Source organism: Pseudomonas sp. ERMR1:02 (genome assembly GCF_002277815.1).
Lineage (GTDB): Bacteria > Pseudomonadota > Gammaproteobacteria > Pseudomonadales > Pseudomonadaceae > Aquipseudomonas.
On the sequence record NZ_NKJI01000019.1, the window covers coordinates 98,719 to 122,537 of the forward strand.

Here is a 23,819-nt window from a genome sequence, read left to right on the forward strand (position 1 = left end):
CATCAGGCGGTGGGCGACTTGTGAGGTCTGCCGTTAACGGTTCAACACGCTGCGAGTCTTCAACTCGCACTCGAACAAAAATTCAAAGGCCTCGATCTGCCGTAGCGCGTCACTCATCCGCGCGCCCCAGGTGTAGAGGCCGTGGCCGCGAATCAGGTAACCGACGCAATCGGGATGGGCGTCGAGCCAAGGCTGCACCTTGGCAGCGAGTCGCGCAATGTCCTGATCGTTGTCGAAAATCGGCACCCGCACCCGGGATTCGTGGGTCGACACGCCGCTAAAGGCTTTTTGCAGTTCGTAGTCTTCGAACTCGATGAAATCTTCCGGCGTCAGGCGCGATAGCACCGTGGCATTCACCGAGTGAGTGTGCAGCACCGCGCCGATTTCCGGGCGCCAGCTATAGAGCTGAGTGTGCAGCAGGGTTTCGGCTGACGGTTTCTTGCCCGGTTCCAGGCTGTTGCCCGCGAGGTCCGTGGCGAGCACATCGCCCGGGCCCAACTGGCCCTTGTGCTTGCCCGACACCGTCAGCAAGGCTTCGGTCGGCGACAGTCGGGTCGAATAATTGCTGCTGGTGGCCGGCGACCAGCCGCGGCCATACAAAAAACGCCCGGCGTCGATTATTTCCTGGGCGAGGTGTTCACGGGTAAGGCTCATGGCCTGTCCTCTTGCATACGTGTGGCAATGATAACGGCAGCCGCGAGGGCTGCGAGACTGGCAATACTAAAGGTCCATGCAGCGCCGAGGGCATTCCAGCAGTAACCGGAATACAACGCACCCAGTGCGCCGCCGGTGCCGGCCAGTGCGGCGTACAACGCCTGGCCCTGCCCTTGCTGGCGCGCACCGAAGCTACGTTGCACGAAGGAAATGGCAGCGGCGTGAAAGCTGCCGAACGTCGCCGCGTGTAGGACCTGGGCAAACAACAGCACCCAGAGAAACTCGGCCAGCGAACCGAGCAGCAGCCAGCGCAACGCCGCCAGCAGAAAACTCGCCAGTAGCACCCGCCGCAATGAAAAGCGCGCGAGGATCCTGCTCATGGCCATGAACATCAGCACCTCAGCCACCACGCCAACGGCCCAGAGCAAGCCGATCACGCCACGGCTGTAACCCAATCGCTCAAGGTGCAGGGTCAAAAACGTGTAATACGGCCCGTGGCTCATCTGCATCAGCGCCACGCAGGCGTAAAACGCCAACACACCAGGGTTGCGCAATTGCTTGAGGAAGCCTTCCCCCGTCGGTCGGTTGCCCTGCACCGGTTGCGCGTTGGGCACCCACAAGCTGCTGAGGACGATCCCGGCCATGATCAGCACCAGCGCCGCCGGATAATAAATGTCCAGGCTCAGCCATTCGAACAAGCGTCCGAGCGCGACCACGGTGATGATGAAACCGATCGAGCCCCAGAGGCGGATCTGGCTGTAGCGTGAGGTCTGTCCCTGCAAATGCGCCAGGGTGATGACTTCGAACTGCGGCAATACCGCATGCCAGAAGAATGCGTGCAAGGCCATGACCATCGCCAGCCAGGCGTAGGTTTTGCTGACGAAGATCAGCGAAAAGGTCAGCAGCGTACAGACGGCGCCGAAGCGCACGATGGCCAGGCGCCGGCCAGTGTAGTCACCGAGCCAGCCCCAGATGTTCGGCGCAACGCAACGCATCAGCATCGGGATCGCCACCAGCTCGCCGATGCGCGCCGCGGAAAAACCCAGGTGATCGAAGTACAGCGCCAGAAACGGCGCTGTGGAACCGAGCAAGGCGAAATAGAACAGATAGAAACTGGAAAGCCGCCAGTACGGGAGCGCCGCCACAGCCGTCAGACCGCAGCGACGATAAGGTTAGCCATTAAAGCTGACCCAGCACCGGCGTGCTCACGCGCACGTCGGCGTTCTGCCCACGGTGACGCAGCAGGTGATCCATCAGCACGATGGCCATCATCGCTTCGGCAATCGGTGTGGCGCGGATGCCGACGCACGGGTCGTGACGGCCCTTGGTGACGACCTCCACCGGATTGCCGTGGATATCGATGGAGCGGCCCGGCGTGGTGATGCTGGACGTCGGTTTCAGCGCCAGATGCGCCACGATCGGCTGACCGGACGAGATGCCGCCGAGAATGCCGCCAGCGTTGTTGCTGAGGAAACCTTGCGGGGTCATTTCGTCGCGGTGCTCGGTACCGCGCTGGGCGACGCTGGCGAAACCCGCGCCGATTTCAACGCCCTTGACCGCGTTGATGCTCATCAGCGCATGGGCCAGTTCTGCGTCGAGACGGTCGAAGATTGGCTCGCCCAGGCCCGGCATCACGCCTTCAGCCACTACGGTGATCTTCGCGCCGACCGAATCCTGGTCGCGGCGCAACTGATCCATATAGGCTTCCAGTTCCGGCACTTTGTCTGGATCAGGGCTGAAGAAGGCATTCTCTTCCACCGAATCCCAGGTCTTGAACGGGATTTCGATAGGGCCAAGCTGGCTCATGTAGCCGCGAATCACGATGCCTTGGGTGGCCAGGTACTTTTTCGCAATCGCGCCAGCGGCGACGCGCATGGCGGTTTCACGGGCCGAGCTTCGACCGCCGCCGCGATAATCGCGTTCGCCATATTTGTGGTGGTAGGTGTAGTCCGCGTGGGCCGGGCGGAACAGATCCTTGATCGCCGAGTAGTCCTTGGACTTCTGGTCGGTGTTGCGGATCAACAGGCCGATGGAGCAACCGGTAGTGCGACCTTCGAACACGCCGGAGAGGATTTCGACTTCGTCGGCTTCCTGGCGCTGGGTGGTGTGGCGGCTGGTGCCGGGCTTGCGGCGGTCCAGATCGCGCTGCAGATCTTCCAATGAGATCTCCAGGCCCGGCGGGCAGCCATCGACAATGGCGACCAACGCCGGACCATGGCTTTCGCCAGCGGTGGTGACAGTGAACAGCTTGCCGTAGGTATTGCCGGACATGCAGGACGCTCCGTGAAATCGAACCCAAATACGTAATGCGCGCCAGTATACGCAGGCTACCCAAGTAGTTCATCCTCGAACCTTACGGGTGCCTGCGAGTCCAACCGGCATCTTGTTAATGATGGCGTGATAATGCTGCGAGTTTTGATCTTGAGCCTTACCCTGATTTCCGGCTTCGCCCAGGCCACCGTCCTGAAACGGCCGATCACCCTGGACACCGGTACCGGCGAGCTTTTCGGCTCGCTATTGCTCCCAAAGTCCGACAAACCTGTACCGGTGGTCTTGATCATTTCCGGTTCGGGTCCTACGGATCGTGACGGAAACAACCCCGACGGCGGACGCAACGACAGCCTTAAACGACTGGCCTGGGTGCTGGCCAAACACAACATCGCCAGCGTGCGATACGACAAACGCGGCGTGGCGGCGAGCCTGGCGGCCACCCCGGACGAGCGTAACCTGTCAGTGGAAGCGTATGTATCCGACGCGCAAGCCTGGGGCCAGAAGCTCAAGACCGATCCGCGCTTTGGCCAACTGATCCTGTTGGGACACAGCGAAGGCGCGTTGATCGCCAGTCTCGCCGCGCCCAGCGTCGATGCGGCGGCGGTGATTCCATGTCCGGCAGCGCCCGGCCAATCGATCAGGTGTTACGCCAGCAACTGAGTAATCGCCTGCCGGCGCCGCTGATGCTGCGCAGTAACGAGCTGCTCGATAGCCTCAAGGCGGGGAAAACCGACGATAACGTGCCGCCGCAACTGCAGGTTATTTTCCGCCCGAGCGTGCAACCGTACCTGATTTCGCTGTTCCGCCAAGACCCGGCGGCGGCCTTCGCCCGACTGAAAATGCCGGCGCTGATCATCCAGGGCAGCAACGATATCCAGGTCGGCGTCAATGACGCGCGCCTGCTCAAGGCGGCCAAACCGGACGCCGAACTGGCGCTGATCGAAGGCATGAACCATGTCATGCGCATCGTGCCCAACGACGTCAAACGACAGATCGCCTCCTATAAAGATCCGAATTTGCCACTGGCGGCGGAACTGGGCGCGCGAATCCTCGGGTTCATTGATGGACTTCGCCCCCGTTAAGCGCTGCTGGGGGAGTTCTCAACTAATTTTCACGCCGCGTGAAAACTAGTTGAGAACTCCCCTGACCCTCCAGTCTTGAAAAAACGGCCGATAAGCCTTTGTCGCCAGCGCACTGGCTGGCGACAAGCTGCGCTTGGACAGGATCTCGCCGTTATGACTGATACCTCGACTTCACCCGACACCACCGCTGAAAAAGAAGCACCGCCAGCGGTCGAGCTGCCGTGGGCGGACGTCCACGTCGAGCACCACAAGATGCTCCGCCTGGCGCCGTTGCAGACCGATCGCAATACCGGCGTGCGGCCCTTGCGCTTTGTCGAATTCGGTTATGCAGAACGCAATGACAAGCAGCACAGCCTGATGCGCATGAGCATTGCCCTGCCCAGCCAGCGGGTGCGCAAGGAACAGAATCATCTGGATGTTTGGGTCGATCACAGCGAAAACGCGTTCACTTCGGCCCGGACAGCGGCCTGCAGATCGAACCGCTAAACCGCGGTATTGGCCGTTTCATGGCGGCGCAAGGCATTAACTGGGCGAAGAAACGCTGGCCCGGTTACACCGTCGACGGCACTGACCTGAACAACAAGGACGCGCTGAACGAAGACACGCGTCTGCGCCGCGATCATTTTTTGCGGGTACACGGTTTCGATGTGGTTTACGCCGACGCCCAGCATTTAAAGGGTAGCGTCGAAGAGGTGCAGGTCGGCGACCTGCTGGGTGACTGGAACACGGAAAAACTGCAAGTCGTGGAAATTCTTGAAGCGGCGCAAATGCTTCAGCAGGCCGAACAGAATCTGGCCGAGCAGGAGTCAAACTCAAGAACACGAAGAAAAAGTCAGCAAGTACAAGCGTGAAGACGTCGGGCTGCGTTTCACCATTTCGTGTCTGGTTGCGTTGCGGTGTTTCAGGCGGGTTGTTGATCTGGATTGCGACGCACCGCTAACGATTGAAGACCGAGGCGCGGCCATTCGCGGGCAAGCCACGCTCCCACAGGTTATGTGCATTCCTGTGGAGCGTGGCTTGCCCGCGATGGCGTTATAAGGTCAGACGCGGGAAGCGAACAGCGCCTGATGATCCCGGCACTGCTCGGCCGTCAACATGAACACGCCATGCCCGCCACGCTCGAACTCCAGCCAGGCGAAGTCGACTTGCGGGTACAACGCTTCGACGTGCACCTGACTGTTGCCCACTTCGACAATCAGCAAACCCTTCTCGGTCAGGTGATCCGCCGCTTCGGCAAGCATGCGCCGCACCAGGTTCAATCCATCGTCACCACAGGCCAGGCCCAGCTCCGGTTCATGCTGGTACTCGTCGGGCATGTCGGCGAATCTTCGGCGTCGACGTAAGGCGGATTCGAAACGATCAGATCGAAGCGCTGCCCGGCAATCCATCGAAACCATCACCCTGCACTGTATAGACTCGCTCATCGACGCCATGGCGTTCAATGTTCTGGTTGGCCACTTCCAGCGCTTCGAACGACAGATCGGCCAGCACCACTTCGGCGTTCTGGAACTCGTAGGCACAGGCGATACCGATGCAGCCCGAGCCGGTGCACAGGTCGAGGATCCGCGCAGGCTCGGTGCCCAACCAAGGGGTAAAACGGTTTTCGATCAATTCGCCAATCGGCGAACGCGGGATCAGCACACGCTCATCGACGATGAACGACATGCCGCAGAACCAGGCTTCGCCCAGCAGGTAAGCAGTCGGCACGCGCTCTTCGATGCGGCGCTTGAGCAATAGCTGCAAGTGAACAACTTCGTCTTCTTCCAGATTGCAGTCGAGGTAGCTGTCAGCAATTTCCCACGGCAAATGCAGTGCACCCAACACCAGTTGACGGGCTTCATCCCAGGCATTGTCGGTGCCATGGCCAAAAAACAGATCCTCCCCATGGAAGCGGCTGACGGCCCAACGGATATGGTCACGCAGGGTACGAAGGCGGGAAGTGATCACGACGGCAAACTCCAGAAAATCGACTGGCGATTCTATCAGCCAAACGTCGTCACGACGACGCGGGAAAAACACCGGAGCTCATGTAGGACTAATCTCTATTTTCATCCCGGTATTGAACAAAACGGACCACTTGACAAAGCTACACGCCAAAAAAGACGGTGCTACGATAGTAGCGATTCACAGAAGCGCTCAGCCAGAGGACAATGTCGCAAAGCCCCACTCCAAGGAGCCCCAGAATGTCCGTTCCACAAACGATGTTTCAACTCAGCGGCCGCGGTTATGCAGCAGCCAAACTGAGTCATGCGACCCTGATCATCATCGATGCCCAGAAAGAATACCTCAGCGGCCCCTGGCCCTGAGCGGCATGGATGCTGCTGTCGCGAACATCAAGAAATTGGTGACGGCTGCCCGTGCGGCCGGCCGGCCAATCGTGCATGTCAGCCATCTCGGTACTGTCGGTGGGCTGTTCGACCCACGCGGCGAACGCGGGCAGTTCATCCCGGGGCTGGAGCCGCTTGCGGGTGAAATCAGGATTGAAAAAATCCTGCCGAGTGCATTCCATGGCACGGATCTGAAAAAGCGCCTGGAAGAGTTGGGGTCGGTGGATCTGGTGGTTTGCGGTTTCATGAGCCATTCCAGTGTCAGCACCACGGTACGGGCGGCGAAAACCTGGGTTTCCGTTGCACCCTCGTGGAAGACGCCTGTGCCACCCGCGATCTGCCATACAAAGGCGGCGTCCTGAGCGCCGAGCATGTGCAGCAGACCGAAATGGCGATCATGGCGGACAACTTTGCCGCCGTCGCCCAGACTAACGACCTGGTCTGATCAGCGATTAATGAGCGGTCAATATCGCCGCTCATCCGCTAAAGCCTCTCGTTAGCCGTAATTGTCTTAGCCTCAGGAACATCCCGGTCAACTCCCGGTCGAAGGGCCGATACCCATTGAGGAAGGTCGGAATGAAGTTATCCGATGGTTTTGACGCTCGCCGCTTGCGGCCCAAAGGCCAACGCAACTGGCGTTTTCGAATCGGCGCAGCGTTCGCTGCGTTGCTGGCAACGTGTGGTGTGTTGCTCACCATGGCCGGTGTCGCCAGCCTGCTTGGTCATGCACCTGCCTTGGGCGAGTTGAACACCAACCGCGCCGGTGCGGCGGTGATTCTGGCAATTGGCCTGTTCGTGCTGTACCTCGGCGTGTGGTTGTGGCGTCGCTGCCGGCGGCGCTCGCGACAGTCACGGGAGCTGGCCATGTCCCCGCATTTGATGAAAAAACACGACTGAGCCGAATGCTGCGCATTTTGTCGCGCCCTCATTCGCTTCGAGTTGGGTAAACTGGCCGCCCTTCGCGGAGGCTGACATGCAAGAAGACGATTTTACCCTGTTCAAAAGCGCGATCCATGGCGTCAAGCCGATCAAGCACGATCGCGCCGAAACCGGCAAACCCAAAGCTGATCGCGCGCAGATCGCCAAACTGCGACAGGCCGCCACCGTGCGCACCGATGCCACCACCGTTGACGGGCTGTCCGATCAGTTCGTCATCGACGTCGGACCTGAAGACGAGCTGATGTGGGCACGTGACGGCGTGCAGGAAAGCCAGATGCGCAAGCTCAAGATCGGCCAGATTCCGTTCGAAGGCAGCCTCGACCTGCATGGCATGAGCGTGGAAAAGGCCAGGGAAACACTCTGGGCTTTTCTGGCCGAAGCCACCAAATTCGAAATCCGCTGCGTGCGCGTCACCCACGGCAAAGCCGTGCGCCTGGACGGTAAGCGACCGATGATCAAAAGCCACGTCAACACTTGGTTGCGCCAGCATTCGCAGGTACTTGGCTTCACTTCGTGTCAGGCGAAACACGGCGGTGCCGGAGCGGTTTATGTGATGCTCAAACGAACCATGATGGAAGGCCGCGACGAGTAAAGCTGTCGCTTCACGCTTGCAGCGTCGTGTCCGCCACCGTACCCTTGCCCTTTGCGTAAAATCCCACAGGTAGTTTCATGTCCCTGGAACAGAATTACACCGCGATCCTCGGCCAATTGGGCGAGGACGTGTCCCGCGAAGGCCTGCTCGACACGCCAAAACGTGCCGCCAAGGCCATGCAGTACCTCTGCCGCGGCTATGAGCAGACGCTGGAAGAAGTCACCAACGGTGCCTTGTTCAGCTCCGACAACAGCGAAATGGTGCTGGTCAAGGACATCGAGCTGTACTCGTTGTGCGAACACCACCTGCTGCCGTTCATCGGCAAGGCCCACGTCGCCTACATTCCGAGCGGCAAAGTGCTGGGTTTGTCGAAAGTCGCGCGGATCGTTGATATGTACGCCCGCCGCCTGCAGATCCAGGAAAACCTCAGCCGCCAGATCGCCGATGCGGTCCAGCAGGTCACCGGCGCTCTGGGCGTTGCTGTGGTGATCGAGGCCAAGCACATGTGCATGATGATGCGCGGTGTGGAAAAGCAGAATTCGTCGATGATCACCTCGGTAATGCTCGGAGAGTTCCGTGAAAACGCGGCGACCCGCAGCGAATTCCTCAGCCTGATCAAGTAATTCGCAGCACAAGAAAACCGGCATTCATCGCCGGTTTTTTTTCGCCTGTGAAAAATCAGGTAAGCTGCGCGACTTTCTTCATTCGCCCCGTGAGGCTTATCAACGTGTTCGTCAAAGCGCTTCGTGTCGGCCTCGGCCAACTGATCATCTTCATCGACTTCCTCACTCGCCCCGGCAAGAAGCAGCGCCCCGCCGCCGCTCAGGCCCAGGTCGAAACCGCCGCCAAGGACCTGACCCTGTATCAATTCCACGCTTGCCCGTTCTGCGTGAAAACCCGCCGCACCCTGCGTCGCCTGAATGTGCCGGTGGCGTTGCGCGATGCGAAGAACAACGAGCAGGATCGCCAGACCCTGCTGGAGCAAGGCGGCAAGATCAAGGTGCCGTGCCTGCGCATCGAAGAGGATGGAAAGACCACCTGGATGTATGAGTCCAAGGTGATCATTGATTATCTGGATAAGCGTTTCGCTGCGGTCTGATGGTTTTGTGGTGTGATTGATGGCCTCTTCGCGGGCAAGCCTCGCTCCTACAGGGGCGCGCATTCCCCTGTAGGAGCGAGGCTGCCCGCGAAGGCGTCAGATCAAACAACACAAATCCCGAAAAAAATAATAAACCGGCCCATGGCCGGTTTATTCGTTTCTGCGCTTACGCCGTTTTCGCCGCCGCAGCCTGACGCTACGCGATCCATTGTAGGAGCGAGGCTTGCCCGCGAAGGGGCCAGATCAGGCGATATATCCCTATTGCCAAACTTTTCGTCGACAATACCAAAAACATTATTTGCTTTATTTGTATACAAAAGCATAATCCACTTCGTGCGAGTTTCTGACCATACGGTCAACAAATCGCAAGCACCTCAAAGGGCCGCTGCCACCCTCACGGATCCGGCCCTGGAAATAAAAATAAAACTCTTGAGGAGTACTCGCTGTGGAAAGCCGCAAATCCGAAGCATCGACGCTGGATCTCTCGCCGCCTTTACGCAATGGCTTGCTGGAGCGCATCTTTAAACTCAGCTTGCATGGCACCACGGTGAAGACCGAGTTGATTGCCGGTCTGACTACCTTCATCACTATGGCTTACATCATTTTCGTCAACCCCAACATCATGGCTGACGCCGGGATTGACCATGGTGCGGCGTTCGTCGCCACCTGCATCGCCGCGGCACTCGGTTGCCTGTTGATGGGCCTGTACGCCAACTGGCCGGTCGGCCTGGCGCCGGGCATGGGCCTGAACGCGTTCTTCACTTATACCGTGGTTGGAACCATGGGCTACAACTGGGAAACGGCCCTGGGTGCGGTGTTCGTGTCCGGCGTGTTGTTCATGATCCTGACCTTTTCCAGGATCCGCGAATGGCTGCTCAACAGCATTCCGGTCAGTCTGCGCTTCGCCATGGGCGCCGGCGTCGGTCTGTTCCTGGGCCTGATCGGCTTGAAAACCGCCGGCATAGTCGTCGATAGCCCGGCAACTCTGATCAAACTGGGTTCCCTGCGCGAGCCTGGACCGCTGTTGGCCGCCATCTGCTTCCTGATGATTGCCATACTCAGTTACCACAAGGTGTTCGGTGCGATCCTCATCAGCATCATCACCGTAACGCTGGCCGGTTGGGGTCTGGGCCTGGTGCATTACGAAGGGATCATGTCGGCCCCGCCGAGCCTGGCCCCGACCTGGATGGCCATGAACCTTGCCGGCGTGTTCAACGTCAGCATGATCAGCGTGGTGCTGGCCTTCCTCTTCGTACACATGTTCGACACCGCCGGCACCTTGATGGGTGTGGCCCAGCGCGCCAACCTGGTGGGCGCTGACGGACGTATCGAAAACCTCTCCCGCGCCATGAAGGCCGACAGTGCGTCCAGCGTATTCGGTGCGGTGGTCGGTGTCCCTCCAGTAACAAGCTACGTGGAAAGTGCCGCTGGCGTAGCGGCTGGTGGTCGGACTGGTCTTACCGCCGTGACCGTAGGTGTGCTATTTATTGCTGCCATGTTCTTCGCTCCGCTGGCCGGCATGATCCCGCCTACGCCACCGCCGGTGCGTTGATTTATGTGGCAATGCTGATGATGGGCGGCATGGCCCACATTGAATGGGACGAAGCGACCGACAGTATTCCGGCGATCGTGACCGCGATCATGATGCCGCTGACTTTCTCGGTCGCCGACGGTATCGCGCTGGGTTTCATCACCTATGTGGCGCTGAAGGCCGGCACCGGCAAATACAAGGAAATTTCTGTCAGCCTGTGGGTGCTCTGCGCGATCTTCATCGCCAAGTTCATCTTCTTGTAAACACGCGGCACACGCTCGAAAACAGCCTCACCCCGTCGGGTGAGGCTTTTGTGTAAATGGAGGAAAGTGATGAGTCTGGAAACCTGGCTGCTGTTCAGCGGCGCTGCGCTGATTGTTATCCTGATCCCGGGACCACTGTCTTTGCTGATGATCAGCAACAGTCTGAATTACGGGTTGCGCCGTTCTTACCCGGCGTTTCTGGGGGGCGTGTTTGCTTCGATCTGCCTGTTGAGTGCTTCCGCATTGGGATTAGGCGCGTTGTTGCTGGCGTCGGAACAGCTGTTCAGCGCGCTGAAAATAGTCGGTGCGTTGTACTTGTTCTACCTCGCCTGGCAGAGCTGGCAACAATCGCGTCAGCCTTCCCACGGCGCCGAAGTGCCTCAGGCTGCACCGGTGCCGCGCTTTCGCGCACTGTTCGGGCGGGCGTTCGTGCTGGGCGCGAGCAACCCTAAAGACATTCTGTTTTTCGCCGCTTTCCTGCCGCAATTTTTGAGCGCCGAACAAGCGTTTCTGCCGCAGCTACTGGTGATGATTGCAACCTGGACGGTGCTGGATCTGCTGTGCAAGATCGCCTACGGACTCGGCGCCCACGGCGCAGCCAGGTATTTGCGCTCGGGCAAAGGCCAGAGCTGGTTCAACCGGATCAGTGCCGGTTTGTTCGGTGGCGCTGGCGCTGCCTCGCTGTTGAGCGGGCACTGAAGGCTCGCTTGATCAGCCTTTAAGGTATCGACCTTCTCGCCCATCCCGGCAGATTGAAGCCGTGGATGGGCTTGCGCACCTCCCCCCCCGATATAACGCTGAATGCATCGTCATCGGCAGAAACATACGCCATACATAGTTATCGCAGTCTGACCGTCACGCTTGCATAAAGTTTGGGCCAACGTTTTTCAAAACAGCCCTTACAAGGAAGCGCGTATGTCGCAACTCTTCACGTCTGCTGATGCAACAGACTACGACTCGATAAAAGTCTCGGATATTGATCCGCCTACTTTGCCCGCAGCCGATCAGGAGATTGCCGATTTTATCCGCAGCAAACGCACGACAGCCCCCAAGGACCAGCCTCCCCGAAGCGCCAATAAACGGGAACGGGTGCTGCGAGCCCTGGATCAGCACTACGGACCGATCACCCTTGGCCAATTTACGGTCAGCCGCCTTGAGCTTCATCTCATGAATGCCACGGTTCACGGCGAGCCGCTGGATATTGGTAACACCAACTTTCGCCGCACAACGCAGGCATTTATCGACGGCTTGCGACTGAACCCCGCGGATGTCGAAAGTCGTATGTGGGCAAGTGGCACCGTTGGCGACTACACGATACCGAGCTTGTTGTTCGAGATTGCCACTCATCGTTCAGTAGATGCTCCGCCACTGTTTAACGAGGCGCAAACCAGCCATACACAGAAGATCGACAGGCTCCTGCAAGCTGCGCAGAAACTGGATATTCGCGATACCCGCCTACCCGAAAATGTCCCTGGCTGGGTCAACAAACAAAAAAGCAAAGTCGTTAACAGCATGGGCGTCGGACTTCAGGCATTCGGCATCTACAGCGGCTTGATGGGTATTTGCGATGCCATCAAAACCGGTAATCGCACCGAAGCGGCGATCAGTGCGGGCGCGGTGGTGACGGAACTTGGTTCGCTGATCATCGAACGAGGCCTGGTGAAAACCGCTCAAGAGCTTATTGAAACCAGCGCACGTATCTACCAGGGTTTTGCCAAGACCCGATTTGGCCTGTATCTGTCGCGAGCAGCAGGGTTGATCGCAGGCGCGCTGACCCTCCCCTTCGACATCTACTTCGCGATCAAAGCGTTGAACGACGCCTCCCAGACCACCGGCAAACAAGCCCTGGATCACTACGTCGCTGCCGGCATGAACCTGACCAGCGCCGCATTGACCCTCATTCTCGGTACCGCGGCCCTGGCCGGCTTCGCCCACGCCGGCCCATTGGGCATCGCAGCGGCGGCCATTTTGATCACCGGATCACAGATTTACAGTGCCATTCGCCAGGTAGACGACATCGACGATTACATTGAATTGAGCGTCGATGAACGTCTCGTCACCGGGTTTCTTGCGTTTGTGAACCAAAGTGCACCGCAGCGTATTCAGGACCGCTACAGCATCGCCCTGACCCTGGACCAGCACTCGAAAATGCTCACCAGCAGAGCTCGAAAGTGGCTCGACGGACAAATGAAAGACAGCATTGAGGCCATTGTGAACGGCAAGGTGGATGTTTCACTGAAGGCCGCTCAAGTGTTCTGGTTCGAGTGGGATGCACAAGGACGCGAGTCAACGCCTTCAAAGGAAATCAAGGCGCCACTGGTTGAGGATGGAAACGACACCATCGACGCCCGCAATGGAATTCCTTCGAATCTTCCCGGGGTGGTGAAGGGAACACGCGGTGAATCGAAAGCAACGCTTTGGCTGTTGGGAGGCGGGAAAGACACCGTCATCGGCGTCGAGAACAAGCCCAATCATTTCAGCTACGGCACAGGCTCCAAGCATCTGACGGGTGGTAAAAAGGATGATCACTTCCTATTTGCGGGGGCGGTGCAGACGCTCAAGGCGCCCGCGCCTGTCAAGACAGACGCCCATCTTCTGGGGGGCGACGGCGACGACACGCTGGTGTTTCAAGGCCAGTTGCAAAGCCAGGATGTTTCTACACACATCGGCTTTGAGATTGATCTGGAAAGCGGCCGGATATGCCTGCTGAGCAATATTGATTCGACACCCCCTGCCCCCTCACAACTCTGGAAAGTATTGAAAACGTCGAGACACTTTCCGGTGCAAGAAACATCGTGAAAGGGTCAGCCAAAGCGAACCGAATCGTTTCCAGAGGCCAGGACCGAATCCACGCAGGCGCTGGTGATGACACGATTTATCTGCTGGGAGGTTATGCAACCGCTGCGGGTGGTACAGGCAAGGACCAGTACTACATTGCCCACAAAAGCGGCACCGTCACTATCAAGGAGGAGGCAGGAGAAGAAAGCCTGATCATCATGGACTGGCCGTTTGAAAGCATTCAGAAATGGTCCGTTGAAGACACCTCACTGGTGGTCTCGTCTCTGTGCGGAAAAGATGGAGAGTGGCCAGAGAGGAAACTAATCATCAAGGACGTTTATAAATCAGTGGGCAACAAACACTTGTTTCAGGAACAGAAAATGCGTTTTTTGACCCTGGACGGTTTTCAACTCGCCCCTGACTTTCCCGATGAATTGAACGGTGCAAACAATCACAGTATTGAAATCCTGATTCTGGTGAAAGGAAAAAGGCCAGCCCCCATGATCATCACCAGCCCTGAACATGAAATGACTTCCGGCAGATCTTCGCACTTCTTCATTGATCGAGACATTAACCAAACCCTCTTGAAATTTATTGAAAATGACCAAAACAATCTGAAAACCATTCATATCGATTGCGACAGCGAGGAACTGACTCACACGCAAGCCACCTACACAGTTCAAGTCAACACTCGAAACAGCAATGACTACCTGGCTTACAGTGACTTCAGCTTGCAGTTGTTCTTCAAAAACAAAACGATAATACTTGAAAACCTTGTAACAACCTCATCCGACTCCTATACGAACATTCGCGACACTTCATATATGGTTAAAGGACTGAGGTTGAATCAGGCGTTAAACTTAACGATGCGCGACGGAGTGTCGTTTCGACTAAAACCTCCTTCACTCAGTTATTTTGATGACGTAAACAGACCGGGTTTCAAAAAGTTAGACGGCCATTACATGCTGGAAAAACGCGCAGGCAGTTACTTATTGCTCTCCCCTGAGGACAGCAGAGCCACAGAGCTTGGCCAGCACCCGCAGCGTGTCGAAATTCCTGCGCACGTGCAAAACAAGATTACGCTGCTCGAAGGGAAAGGCTCGACCTACCATATCCATTTCTACGCGGACACCCTGATTCGAATATCCACTCCCGGTGCATTTACAAAAACATCCAACGCATCGACGTGGTACTTCTATTCAAGGTACCTGGACCCGGCAACGATCCGGTTATCGGGTAAAAAATTGCTGCTAGGACGCACGATCGTCCATCTTCCCGAGTACAAGAATGATGATACGCCCGTCGAGGAGATTTTTGTAATTACTGCCTCAGGTGTTATGTATGCCGTCGACCTGATATTCGAACAGGTCTACCTCTACCCGACGAAACAATAACACCTTAATCGTCCACAACATTCATTACACAGACTCAATTGATATAATTAATGGAGTAACAACATGGGCATGAAGCCGCCGAAGAAAGTTGCAAAACCCAATACACCGGACGCAAACCAGCCGGTTAGAAATGCCTCCGCCGAGGACGCCACAACACCTCGACTTAATTTGCCCGAAACCGGCATTTCCGAGCCCACCACCAGCTCATCGGGTAGCCGAAGGCCGGAAAGCGAATCGGACAACATCCCAAGAGAACCGCAGGTCACGGTGGCCGACGTTTCCCCGTCAGGGGAATCCACAACCAGCACAGGTGGCGCGACATCCGACATCAACTTTCTCCCGTCTCTTCTGGTCGCGACTTTATCCGCGCCCCTTGCCAACGGATTACGTCACGGCAAACGCCAGACGACTTATGCAGAAATCGAAAACGAAGGTATCACCCTTGTCCGGCTTAGCGCTGATGGGGAATATCAGGCGTCTTCGGCAAATGAGCTGAACGCTTCAGGCCCGGTACTCGAAAGGATCGCCGGAACGACGTTCTGGCGCAGGAAAAACACCGACATTGCAGACGACCAACAACCCGCAAGCTCGACGGACGAACAACCTGGCCCGAGTACGCGCAAGCGGCCACGCCTGGATGAAGGCGCCGGCAATCTGGCCGAAAAGCATCCACTTCTCGTAGAACTTCTCTTGCACCCCACTTCTCCCCTGGATCTGTCTTCAGCGTTATGGTGAAGCTGGGGAAGTTCGACAAAGCCCCATTCGGTGGAATCCCTGGAGATCAACGGCCTTCACTATCGCGTCGTGCCTCAAGGATCGCCGGAGCGCACTGGAATTGCCTTTTTGGAACACCCTCGATTTTCACCTTCACGCTATGAAGCTTTCGAACAGATGCTGCATGACGATCCATCATTGCAACCCAGATGGGCAGTCAAAAAGAATGGCCAGTGGGAAGTGTTGGAGAATCGCTTCCCATTCGATAAGAGCTTGACCGGTTACGTGGCCGAAACCTTCAGGGATTTCTCGGATGCTTCATTAAATGACGTCGCAAGAACCCTGTTTAACCGGGCCAATCATTCCGACGTAATCAACAGCCAGGGCCTGATGGTCTTGAAGCAGACTTTTCGCAATTGGGCCGACGCAAGCAGTGCTCGCATCCCTCGACAGGAACTGGCCGACCCGCTGTTGATGCTGCCGGTCATCACCAGAACGACCAACACAGGGTGGTTGGCGCTGCCCCCTTCCGATGCCGCTGGCGCATTGCGGCGACTGGACTTCGCCCCTAACCACTTCTCTACGGAGTGGAACAACTTTAATGCTGACCCTTCCAATTACAACCTCAAGCGGTTGGTAGGCAGTGTGCTGGTGCGTAACGGGTACGAAGCGTTTCCTTTGACGATCGAACACCGCGGACCAACGCTGGTTTTCACCCGCGCAAACCACGATACCGTTTTTTTCCTGAAACTCGGTCGTGTCGATGGCTATGCGATCAGGGACATCACCCCACCGGGCAATGAACTTTCCGATCCAAACCTGACAGCCCGGATCGGCGTGCCAGCACGCACAGCACTGCTCACTGCTTACGCTCAGAACAAAGTTGTCTGGCTGCTTGGCGGAACCCAGACAACCAGTTCGGGATGGCAGTCGGTTTTTATCATCCGCGAAGGCTGACATTACCTTTGATCTCGCCGGTGTCGACGGCGAGATCCCTCCGGCAATTTATCCAATCATAAACATTCATTCGAAATCACGCGGATCTTAAACTGCAGGTTTAACCATGAGCCCAAAACACCCCATTCGACCCAAAGCCCCAGGTTCTTCAAACGAAAGCACCCCTGTCAGGCGCGACACAACACTGGACAACTTACCCAGACGCCCTGTCAACCCACAGAACCCCGTCCCGGATCAGGCGCACGGACATCAATTCCCGGACACTACCCGCCTACCGGATGTCCAGCCTTCGGTGACCGACATAATCGACCTCCCGGCCGGGACACAGCTCAGCCGCGTCATCACCGAACAGCCGATAAGCAATTATTATCTGGCGCCGAAACTGGTAGAAAGATTGCCCGCCCCCGATCCGGAAACCGCCATTCGATCAATTATTTCCGGGCGCCAGTATGTCGATCTTACAGACGGCGCGACCATTGCTTTGGGCAAAGACCTGGAAGGTCATTTCCGGGCCAGGCAGATGACAGAGTTGGTGCCTTCCGGTCCACGACTTGAACGGGTGGAAGGAACGCTCAAGTGGCGTCGGGTTCAGCCCGAAAGCGTGAGCACGGAGGATTCGGAACTGATCGTCACGCGGGACCGGCTGCCGGATGATGAGCGTGAAGAAGCGGGACCCTCCAAGCGGCCTCGCCCAATCGATGATGCCGAGTCATCCACCGATCCCTGGAAAAACTGGGGGATCGGCCCTCAACATGCTTCGCCCGACGATGTCACCATCGATGGCGTTCGCTACAAGACACTGCCGCGCAGTGACGCACCCGAGCATCCGGTTGTTTACATCAAGAACTCTGAACATCTGATCTACGACTTTGATTTGATGCAGCGCGTTCTCACTCGAGATATTCAGCAACAGCCCGAGGTGCTATTCAGATTCCGCCGACCCACCACTGGAAAATCGATCCGAATCTGCCTTTCAGGGGAACACTGACCGACTATGTCGTCACTTATTTTCCGGAGCTGTCAGCACGTTCTGTTCTGGATGTCGCCAGACAACAGTTTTGGCTCGCCAATGGTTCCGATCACGCAACAGGCATCGGGCTGACGACCCTGAGGCAAGTATTCAATGACTGGAAGACCAGTGGCCTCACTCCAAGGCCGGATATGGCTGATCCCCTGCTGATGCTCCCGATAGTGCCGATGTCTCCAGGCAAAGGGACTGCCCGCGTACTGGAACTCCCTGTCCTGGCCGATCATGCGCCTTTGCAGCGATTGACCTTCGATCCACGCAAATTCCGTGAGGAGTGGCAATACTTCACCACGACGCAGTATGCCGGCGACATCAAGCGATTCATGGCCAGCTTGTTGACGCGCCACGGTTACACCGTATTCGAGCCCACCATCGCCCAGTCTTATCCAGCGCTAGTGTTCCAGCGCACAGGGCACGATTTTGTGTTCTATATGACCCTGCATCGCGTTCACGGCAAAAAATTCATATCCCATCGACCAGCGATCAGGGTTTCGCCCCTCACAGGTTGCTGGAGCTGATTGGCCTGGCGGCCATGCGCGCAGTTCATAACGCCCAAGCGGCCAACAAATTGATCTGGCTAAAGGGCGGGAATCAGATTTCGACAGATCGCCCGGATTCGGTTTTCATCGTGCGATCCGATGATCCAAGGAACTGAAACGTCGAGCGAAAAAAAGCCCGCAGTGTGAGCGGGCGAAAGACCAAAGAAGCTATATGCGCAGTCGCTTCCAGGGTGAGGCAGCTGCTTGGGGGATCAGCTGCCGCGGTATGTGGAATAGCTGTAGGGAGAAATCAGCAACGGCACGTGGTAGTGGTCCTGCTCTGCCGAAATGCCGAAACGCAGCACCACGACATCGAGGAACGCAGGTTCCGGTAGCGGTACCCCACGGGCGCGGTAGTAATCGCCCGCATGAAACTGAACCTGATAGACCCCGGTACGGTAGTCATCACCTTGCAGCAGCGGTGCATCGACACGGCCATCGCTGTTGGTTGTCGCGGTGGCGACCAATTCCAGCTGCGAACCTTCAACGCGGTACAGCTCGACCTTGATCGAGCTGCCCGGGCAACCGTGTGCAGCGTCCAAAACATGTGTAGTCAAACGTCCCATTGATTCTGCGCGCCTGCCTGCGTGGAAGCAGTCAGACCTCGCGCCTCCCGAAGTCAGTTGAAAAGGAGACCGCACCGTTTCGAAGCACGAAAAGCTGCGGCGAGCGACTGATTAAGACACTTTCCAAAAAATTGTACACAATAAAAACGACATTTTTACCACCGTTAACGCCACCCCTTTATTTTCGGGTGATTTACTGCCGAAGCACACGATTGCTGAACCTTGTAGCCATTAGCTGACCAACCAGGCAGGTTTCTTGCAGAATCTTCCCAATAGCATGCAAAGACGACCGTTAGCGAAAAATGCAGAAAATCAGGCTTACAAAGTGAATATAAAGTTGTATACAATCAGCCCATCGCTGTGACGCCAGCCTGACTTTTCATCCGTAGGCGCGCCACACAACCCTGACTTTGTATAAGCCACGAATAAGAAGGAAGACTGCAGTGAGCGCTGACTACCCACGCGACCTGACCGGTTACGGCAGTAACCCTCCTCACCCACACTGGCCGGGCAATGCTCGCATCGCCCTGTCCTTCGTGCTCAATTATGAAGAAGGTGGCGAGCGCAATATTCTGCACGGCGACAAAGAATCCGAAGCCTTCCTCTCGGAAATGGTCTCGGCGCAGCCGCTGCAAGGCGCGCGCAACATGAGCATGGAATCCCTTACGAGTATGGCAGCCGTGCTGGCGTCTGGCGGATTCTGAAACTGTTCAAGGAATTCGACATTCCGTTGACCATCTTTGCCGTGGCCATGGCCGCCAGCGTCACCCGGACGTTATCCGTGCCATGGTCGATGCCGGCCATGAGATCTGCAGCCACGGCTACCGCTGGATTGATTACCAGTACATGGACGAAGCGCAGGAACGCGAGCACATGCTCGAAGCGATCCGCATCCTCACCGAAATCACTGGCGAGCGTCCGCTGGGCTGGTACACCGGCCGCACTGGCCCGAACACTCGTCGCCTGGTGATGGAAGAAGGTGGTTTCCTCTACGACAGCGACACCTACGACGATGACCTGCCCTACTGGGAACCGAACAACCCGACCGGCAAACCGCACCTGGTGATCCCGTACACCCTGGACACCAACGACATGCGCTTCACCCAAGTCCAGGGTTTCAACAAGGGCGACGATTTCTTCGAATACCTCAAAGATGCGTTCGACGTGCTGTACGCCGAAGGCGCCGAAGCACCGAAGATGCTATCGATCGGCCTGCATTGCCGCCTGATTGGCCGTCCGGCGCGTCTGGCCTCGCTCAAGCGTTTTATCGAATACGCTAAAAGTCATGAACAGGTGTGGTTCAGCCGTCGCGTCGACATCGCTCGCCACTGGCAAGAAACCCACCCGTACCAAGGGGCTGCCAAATGAGCACCTTTCAAACCCTGAAACCATCGACCCTGAGCCGCGACACCTTCGTCAAAGCCTTTGCCGATATCTATGAACATTCGCCATGGGTGGCCGAGAAGGCCTTCGACCTGGGCCAGGACGCTTCGATCGACGAGATTGAAACCCTGCACCAGCGCATGAGCGACATCCTGTTGAGCGCCGATCACGCCAGTCAGCTGGCATTGATCAACGCTCACCCGGACCTGGCCGGCAAAGCTGCCGTCCAGGGAGAGTTGACCGAAGCCAGCACCAATGAACAGGCTGGCGCCGGTATTCACCAATGCACGGCCGAAGAGTTTTCTCGCTTCACCGAGCTGAACGACGCCTATAAAGCCAAGTTCAAGTTTCCCTTCATCATGGCGGTAAAAGGCAGCAACCGGCATCAGATCCTCGCAGCGTTCGAAACGCGCATTCACAATTCGGTGGAGACCGAGTTCAAGTGCGCGCTGGTGGAGATCAACAAGATCGCCCTGTTCCGATTACTGACCCTATAGCGAACCTGGCCCGAGTGTTCTTGAACGCAAAAAACACCCAGGGCCTCGCAAGCATCCCAAGCCAACTAATTAAAGGCAGACAAGAAGAATGAAAGCTTACGCCGTACCTTTCGAGAAGTTCGTCAACCTGGCCGACGCCCGCCTGGGCACCAAAATCATCTCGGTCACCGATGACTGGTTCGCCGACGCCAATCGTCTGTTCCAACCGACCCCGGCCGTATGGAAGGAGGGCGTGTTCGATGACAACGGCAAGTGGATGGATGGCTGGGAATCGCGCCGCAAGCGCTTCGAAGGTTACGACAGCGCGGTGATCCGCCTGGGCGTGCCGGGCTCGATCAAAGGCGTGGACATCGACACTTCATTCTTCACCGGCAACTTCCCGCCGTCCGCCTCCCTGGAAGCCTGCTTCCTGGCTGAAGGCGAGCCGACCGAAACCACCCAATGGGTTGAAGTGCTGTCCGCCGTCGAGCTGCAAGGCAACAGCCACCACTACCACGAGATCAGCAACGATCAGGCCTTCAGCCACCTGCGCTTCAACATCTACCCGGATGGCGGCGTGGCCCGTCTGCGTGTGTACGGCGTGCCGCACCGCGACTGGTCGGCTGTGGGCGACAACGAACAGGTCGACCTGGCTGCTGCCCTGAACGGCGGTCGCGCCCTCGCCTGCTCCGACGAACACTTCGGCCGCATGAGCAACATCCTCAACCCGGGCCGTGGCATCAACATGGGCGATGGTTGGGAAACCGCACGTCGTCGTACCCCGGGCAATGACTGGGTCATCGTCGCACTGGGTCATCCGGGCGAGATCGAGAAAATCATCGTCGATACCCTGCACTTCAAGGGCAACTACCCGGACAGCTGCTCGATCCAGGGCGCTTTCGTGAAGGGCGGAACCGACAGCCAGATCGAAACCCAATCGCTGTTCTGGCGCGAACTGCTGCCAAGCCAGAAGCTGGAAATGCACGCCGAACACACCTTCGCAGAACAGATCAAGGCCCTGGGCCCAATCACCCACATCCGCCTGAACGTGTTCCCGGATGGTGGTGTAAGCCGCCTGCGCCTCCTCGGCAAGGTCGCTAAATAACACGATGATCGTTCCCACGCTCCGCGTGGGAATGCATACCGTGACGCTCTGCGTCACAGTGGACGCGGAGCGTCCATGGCGGCGTTCCCACGCAGAGCGTGGGAACGATCAAATTCAAAAGATTAAGAAGACCAGCATGCGCACATTGACGATTGAACCGCTGACCAAAGAAGCCTTCGCCCCTTTCGGTGACGTCATCGAAACCGACGGCAGCGATCACTTCATGATCAACAACGGTTCAACCATGCGCTTCCACAAACTGGCGACGGTGGAAACCGCAACGCCAGAGGACAAGGCGATTATCAGCATCTTCCGCGCCGACGCGCAGGACATGCCGCTGACCGTCAGCATGCTGGAGCGTCACCCGCTGGGCAGCCAGGCTTTCATTCCGCTGCTCGGCAACCCCTTTCTGATTGTGGTCGCGCCACTTGGCGATGAACCTGTATCAGGCTTGGTCCGCGCCTTCGTCACCAACGGCAGGCAGGGCATTAATTACCATCGCGGCGTTTGGCACCATCCGGTGCTGACGATCGAAAAGCGGGATGACTTCCTGGTGGTTGATCGCAGTGGCACAGGCAATAACTGCGATGAGCATTTTTTCAAAGAGGATGAGCGTTTGATCCTCGCCCCCACCAATAAGAGAAGGTCTGATCACTCGACAACAGAGTGACAGGCGAGAGGTAAAGACTGTGGAAGCACATCTGTTGGAATGGCTGAACCTGAGCGTGCGCTGGGTTCATATGATTACCGGTGTGGCCTGGATCGGCGCGTCGTTCTATTTCGTCTGGCTGGAAAACAACCTCAATCGGGTCAACCCGAAAAGCGGTCTGGCCGGTGATTTGTGGGCGATCCACGGCGGCGGTATCTACCACCTGGAAAAATACAAACTGGCTCCACCGACCATGCCGGACAACCTGCACTGGTTCAAATGGGAAGCCTACTTCACCTGGATGTCGGGGATCGCGCTGCTATGCGTGGTGTTCTACTCCAACCCGACGCTCTATCTGCTGGCTCCCGGCAGCACCCTGAGCGGCCCTGAAGGCGTGGCCATCGGTATCGGCTCGCTGTTCATCGGCTGGTTCATCTACTCCTTCCTCTGCGACTCGGCCCTGGGCAAACGCCCTGCACTGCTCGGCTTTATCCTGTTCGTACTGATCATCGGCGCCGCCTATGGCTTCAGCAAAGTCTTCAGCGGTCGCGGTGCGTACCTGCACGTCGGTGCGATCATCGGCACCATCATGGTCGGCAACGTGTTCCGCATCATCATGCCGGCGCAACGCGCACTGGTAGCGGCCATCGCCGAGAACCGCACGCCCGATCCGGCGCTGCCGGCCAAAGGCCTGCTGCGTTCGCGTCACAACAACTACTTCACCTTGCCGGTGCTGTTCATCATGATCAGCAACCACTTCCCGAGCACCTACGGCAGCCAGTACAACTGGCTGATCCTGGCCGGGATCGCGGTGCTGGCGGTGTTGGTGCGTCACTACTTCAACACCCGTCATGACAGCCACAAGTTTGCCTGGACCCTGCCAGTGGCAGCGGTGGGCATGATCAGCCTGGCTTACGTCACCGGCCCTGCGCCGATGAACAGCCCGGAAGTGGCCAAGACACCCGCCAAGATCGAATACCAGCCGCTGCCGGAAACAGCAGTGGGCGGTGGTCTGAAACCGGCTGAAGCCAAACCTGCCGGGACTCCGGCAGCCGCACCGGCGCAAGCGTCCAACGCAGGTCCGGGCTTCGACAAGGTGCACAGCGTGATTCAGGAACGCTGCGCGGTTTGCCACTCGGCCAAACCGACCAGCCCGTTGTTCAGCGCGGCTCCGGCCGGGGTGATGTTTGACACCCCGAGCAGATCCGCCAGAACGCCGCGCGGATCCAGGCTCAAGCCGTCACCAGCCAGATCATGCCACTGGGCAACATCACCCAGATGACCCAGCAGGAACGTGACTTGATCGGCGCCTGGATTGTTCAGGGTGCCCCGACCAATTAATCGTTAAAAGCTTCGCGGGCAAGCCTCGCTCCTACGGATTTACGTCGTTCACAAATGATGCGACCGACCCAATGCCTGTAGGAGCGAAGCTTGCTCGCGAACAGCCGCTACGCGGTCCCCCTGATACAAAAA

General features: G+C 57.6%; 18 protein-coding genes and 7 pseudogenes. 20 read left to right on the forward strand and 5 right to left on the reverse strand.

Features of this window, described 5'->3' with window-relative positions; translation table 11 throughout:
* Nucleotides 1-33: 33 nt before the first annotated feature.
* Genes CES87_RS25795 through aroC form a run of 3 tightly spaced genes read right to left on the reverse strand, consistent with a single transcriptional unit; the run spans nucleotide 34 to nucleotide 2,925 of the window.
* A complete protein-coding gene (locus CES87_RS25795) occupies nucleotides 34-654 on the reverse strand; it encodes a methylthioribulose 1-phosphate dehydratase (protein WP_128608333.1) in 621 nt (206 codons plus the stop codon).
* A complete protein-coding gene (locus CES87_RS25800) occupies nucleotides 651-1,799 on the reverse strand; it encodes an MFS transporter (RefSeq protein WP_128608334.1) in 1,149 nt (382 codons plus the stop codon). The genes CES87_RS25795 and CES87_RS25800 overlap by 4 nt, the downstream gene beginning before the upstream one ends.
* A 34-nt stretch (nucleotides 1,800-1,833) precedes the next feature.
* A complete protein-coding gene (aroC, locus tag CES87_RS25805; protein WP_128608335.1) occupies nucleotides 1,834-2,925 on the reverse strand; it encodes a chorismate synthase in 1,092 nt (363 codons plus the stop codon).
* A gap of 132 nt (nucleotides 2,926-3,057) precedes the next feature.
* Between aroC and CES87_RS25810 the strand changes: the two are divergent.
* Nucleotides 3,058-4,007: pseudogene (locus tag CES87_RS25810) on the forward strand (alpha/beta hydrolase).
* Nucleotides 4,008-4,160: 153 nt separating this feature from the next.
* Nucleotides 4,161-4,947, forward strand: a pseudogene (locus tag CES87_RS25815) (hypothetical protein).
* 100 nt (nucleotides 4,948-5,047) lie between these two features.
* Here the strand turns inward: CES87_RS25815 and prmB are convergent.
* Nucleotides 5,048-5,954, reverse strand: a pseudogene (gene prmB / locus CES87_RS25820) (50S ribosomal protein L3 N(5)-glutamine methyltransferase).
* 236 nt (nucleotides 5,955-6,190) lie between these two features.
* Here prmB and CES87_RS25825 point away from each other — a divergent pair.
* The 13 genes and pseudogenes from CES87_RS25825 to CES87_RS25890 all read left to right on the forward strand — a co-directional run bounded on the left by CES87_RS25825 (nucleotide 6,191) and on the right by CES87_RS25890 (nucleotide 18,146).
* Nucleotides 6,191-6,779, forward strand: a pseudogene (locus CES87_RS25825) (cysteine hydrolase family protein).
* Nucleotides 6,780-6,910: 131 nt separating this feature from the next.
* Entirely contained in the window at nucleotides 6,911-7,231 is a 321-nt protein-coding gene (locus CES87_RS25830) for a hypothetical protein (protein ID WP_128608336.1), read from the forward strand.
* Nucleotides 7,232-7,307: 76 nt separating this feature from the next.
* A complete protein-coding gene (locus CES87_RS25835) occupies nucleotides 7,308-7,865 on the forward strand; it encodes a Smr/MutS family protein (protein WP_128608337.1) in 558 nt (185 codons plus the stop codon).
* A 77-nt stretch (nucleotides 7,866-7,942) separates the two neighbouring features.
* On the forward strand, nucleotides 7,943-8,488 hold the full coding sequence (gene folE / locus CES87_RS25840; RefSeq protein WP_003204506.1) for a GTP cyclohydrolase I FolE: 546 nt from the start codon (nucleotides 7,943-7,945) through the stop codon (nucleotides 8,486-8,488).
* Nucleotides 8,489-8,592: 104 nt separating this feature from the next.
* Nucleotides 8,593-8,964 (forward strand): glutathione S-transferase N-terminal domain-containing protein, encoded by a 372-nt coding sequence (locus CES87_RS25845; RefSeq protein WP_128608338.1) that lies wholly within the window; start codon nucleotides 8,593-8,595, stop codon nucleotides 8,962-8,964.
* 445 nt (nucleotides 8,965-9,409) lie between these two features.
* Nucleotides 9,410-10,758: pseudogene (locus tag CES87_RS25855) on the forward strand (NCS2 family permease).
* A 69-nt stretch (nucleotides 10,759-10,827) separates the two neighbouring features.
* Complete coding sequence (locus CES87_RS25860; RefSeq protein ID WP_128608340.1) at nucleotides 10,828-11,457, forward strand: LysE family translocator; 630 nt, start codon at nucleotides 10,828-10,830, stop codon at nucleotides 11,455-11,457.
* Nucleotides 11,458-11,673: 216 nt separating this feature from the next.
* The gene (locus tag CES87_RS25865; protein ID WP_128608341.1) at nucleotides 11,674-13,557 is read left to right on the forward strand and encodes a hypothetical protein; all 1,884 of its coding nucleotides are present in this window, start codon (nucleotides 11,674-11,676) and stop codon (nucleotides 13,555-13,557) included.
* The gene (locus tag CES87_RS25870; RefSeq protein WP_128608342.1) at nucleotides 13,554-14,930 is read left to right on the forward strand and encodes a hypothetical protein; all 1,377 of its coding nucleotides are present in this window, start codon (nucleotides 13,554-13,556) and stop codon (nucleotides 14,928-14,930) included. Before CES87_RS25865 ends, CES87_RS25870 begins: the two co-directional genes overlap by 4 nt.
* A gap of 63 nt (nucleotides 14,931-14,993) precedes the next feature.
* A complete protein-coding gene (locus tag CES87_RS25875; RefSeq protein WP_128608343.1) occupies nucleotides 14,994-15,665 on the forward strand; it encodes a hypothetical protein in 672 nt (223 codons plus the stop codon).
* A 30-nt stretch (nucleotides 15,666-15,695) separates the two neighbouring features.
* Entirely contained in the window at nucleotides 15,696-16,601 is a 906-nt protein-coding gene (locus CES87_RS25880) for a hypothetical protein (protein ID WP_128608344.1), read from the forward strand.
* Between the two features lie 292 nt (nucleotides 16,602-16,893).
* Nucleotides 16,894-17,589, forward strand: a complete 696-nt coding sequence (locus CES87_RS25885; protein ID WP_128608345.1) for a hypothetical protein — start codon at nucleotides 16,894-16,896, stop codon at nucleotides 17,587-17,589.
* Nucleotides 17,590-17,762: 173 nt separating this feature from the next.
* A complete protein-coding gene (locus tag CES87_RS25890; protein WP_128608346.1) occupies nucleotides 17,763-18,146 on the forward strand; it encodes a hypothetical protein in 384 nt (127 codons plus the stop codon).
* 233 nt (nucleotides 18,147-18,379) lie between these two features.
* On the opposite strand, the gene uraH is transcribed toward CES87_RS25890, so the two are convergent.
* Nucleotides 18,380-18,733 carry a hydroxyisourate hydrolase gene (gene uraH / locus CES87_RS25895; protein WP_128608347.1) on the reverse strand — a complete coding sequence of 118 codons (354 nt, stop codon included), beginning with the start codon at nucleotides 18,731-18,733 and terminating at the stop codon, nucleotides 18,380-18,382.
* 443 nt (nucleotides 18,734-19,176) lie between these two features.
* Here uraH and puuE point away from each other — a divergent pair.
* From puuE to CES87_RS25920, 5 genes and pseudogenes are all read left to right on the forward strand, one after another.
* Nucleotides 19,177-20,101: pseudogene (puuE, locus tag CES87_RS25900) on the forward strand (allantoinase PuuE).
* Entirely contained in the window at nucleotides 20,098-20,613 is a 516-nt protein-coding gene (gene uraD, locus CES87_RS25905) for a 2-oxo-4-hydroxy-4-carboxy-5-ureidoimidazoline decarboxylase (RefSeq protein ID WP_128608348.1), read from the forward strand. Before puuE ends, uraD begins: the two are co-directional and overlap by 4 nt.
* Nucleotides 20,614-20,701: 88 nt before the next feature.
* Nucleotides 20,702-21,697: an allantoicase gene (alc, locus tag CES87_RS25910; protein WP_128608349.1), complete on the forward strand. Its 996-nt coding sequence runs from the start codon at nucleotides 20,702-20,704 to the stop codon at nucleotides 21,695-21,697.
* A 136-nt stretch (nucleotides 21,698-21,833) separates the two neighbouring features.
* Nucleotides 21,834-22,367 (forward strand): ureidoglycolate lyase, encoded by a 534-nt coding sequence (locus CES87_RS25915; RefSeq protein WP_128608350.1) that lies wholly within the window; start codon nucleotides 21,834-21,836, stop codon nucleotides 22,365-22,367.
* Nucleotides 22,368-22,386: 19 nt separating this feature from the next.
* A pseudogene (locus tag CES87_RS25920) lies at nucleotides 22,387-23,687 on the forward strand (urate hydroxylase PuuD).
* Nucleotides 23,688-23,819: the final 132 nt, after the last annotated feature.

Bases quoted from the DNA above. Each gene is read 5' to 3' on its own strand.
- aroC (WP_128608335.1), bottom strand. From the start codon at position 2,925: ATGTCCGGCAATACCTACGGCAAGCTGTTCACTGTCACCACCGCTGGC.
- CES87_RS25835 (WP_128608337.1), top strand. From the start codon at position 7,308: ATGCAAGAAGACGATTTTACCCTGTTCAAAAGCGCGATCCATGGCGTC.
- CES87_RS25830 (WP_128608336.1), top strand. From the start codon at position 6,911: ATGAAGTTATCCGATGGTTTTGACGCTCGCCGCTTGCGGCCCAAAGGC.
- CES87_RS25875 (WP_128608343.1), top strand. From the start codon at position 14,994: ATGGGCATGAAGCCGCCGAAGAAAGTTGCAAAACCCAATACACCGGAC.
- CES87_RS25865 (WP_128608341.1), top strand. From the start codon at position 11,674: ATGTCGCAACTCTTCACGTCTGCTGATGCAACAGACTACGACTCGATA.
- uraH (WP_128608347.1), bottom strand. From the start codon at position 18,733: ATGGGACGTTTGACTACACATGTTTTGGACGCTGCACACGGTTGCCCG.
- uraD (WP_128608348.1), top strand. From the start codon at position 20,098: ATGAGCACCTTTCAAACCCTGAAACCATCGACCCTGAGCCGCGACACC.
- CES87_RS25795 (WP_128608333.1), bottom strand. From the start codon at position 654: ATGAGCCTTACCCGTGAACACCTCGCCCAGGAAATAATCGACGCCGGG.
- CES87_RS25915 (WP_128608350.1), top strand. From the start codon at position 21,834: ATGCGCACATTGACGATTGAACCGCTGACCAAAGAAGCCTTCGCCCCT.
- CES87_RS25860 (WP_128608340.1), top strand. From the start codon at position 10,828: ATGAGTCTGGAAACCTGGCTGCTGTTCAGCGGCGCTGCGCTGATTGTT.
- folE (WP_003204506.1), top strand. From the start codon at position 7,943: ATGTCCCTGGAACAGAATTACACCGCGATCCTCGGCCAATTGGGCGAG.
- alc (WP_128608349.1), top strand. From the start codon at position 20,702: ATGAAAGCTTACGCCGTACCTTTCGAGAAGTTCGTCAACCTGGCCGAC.
- CES87_RS25890 (WP_128608346.1), top strand. From the start codon at position 17,763: ATGGCTGATCCCCTGCTGATGCTCCCGATAGTGCCGATGTCTCCAGGC.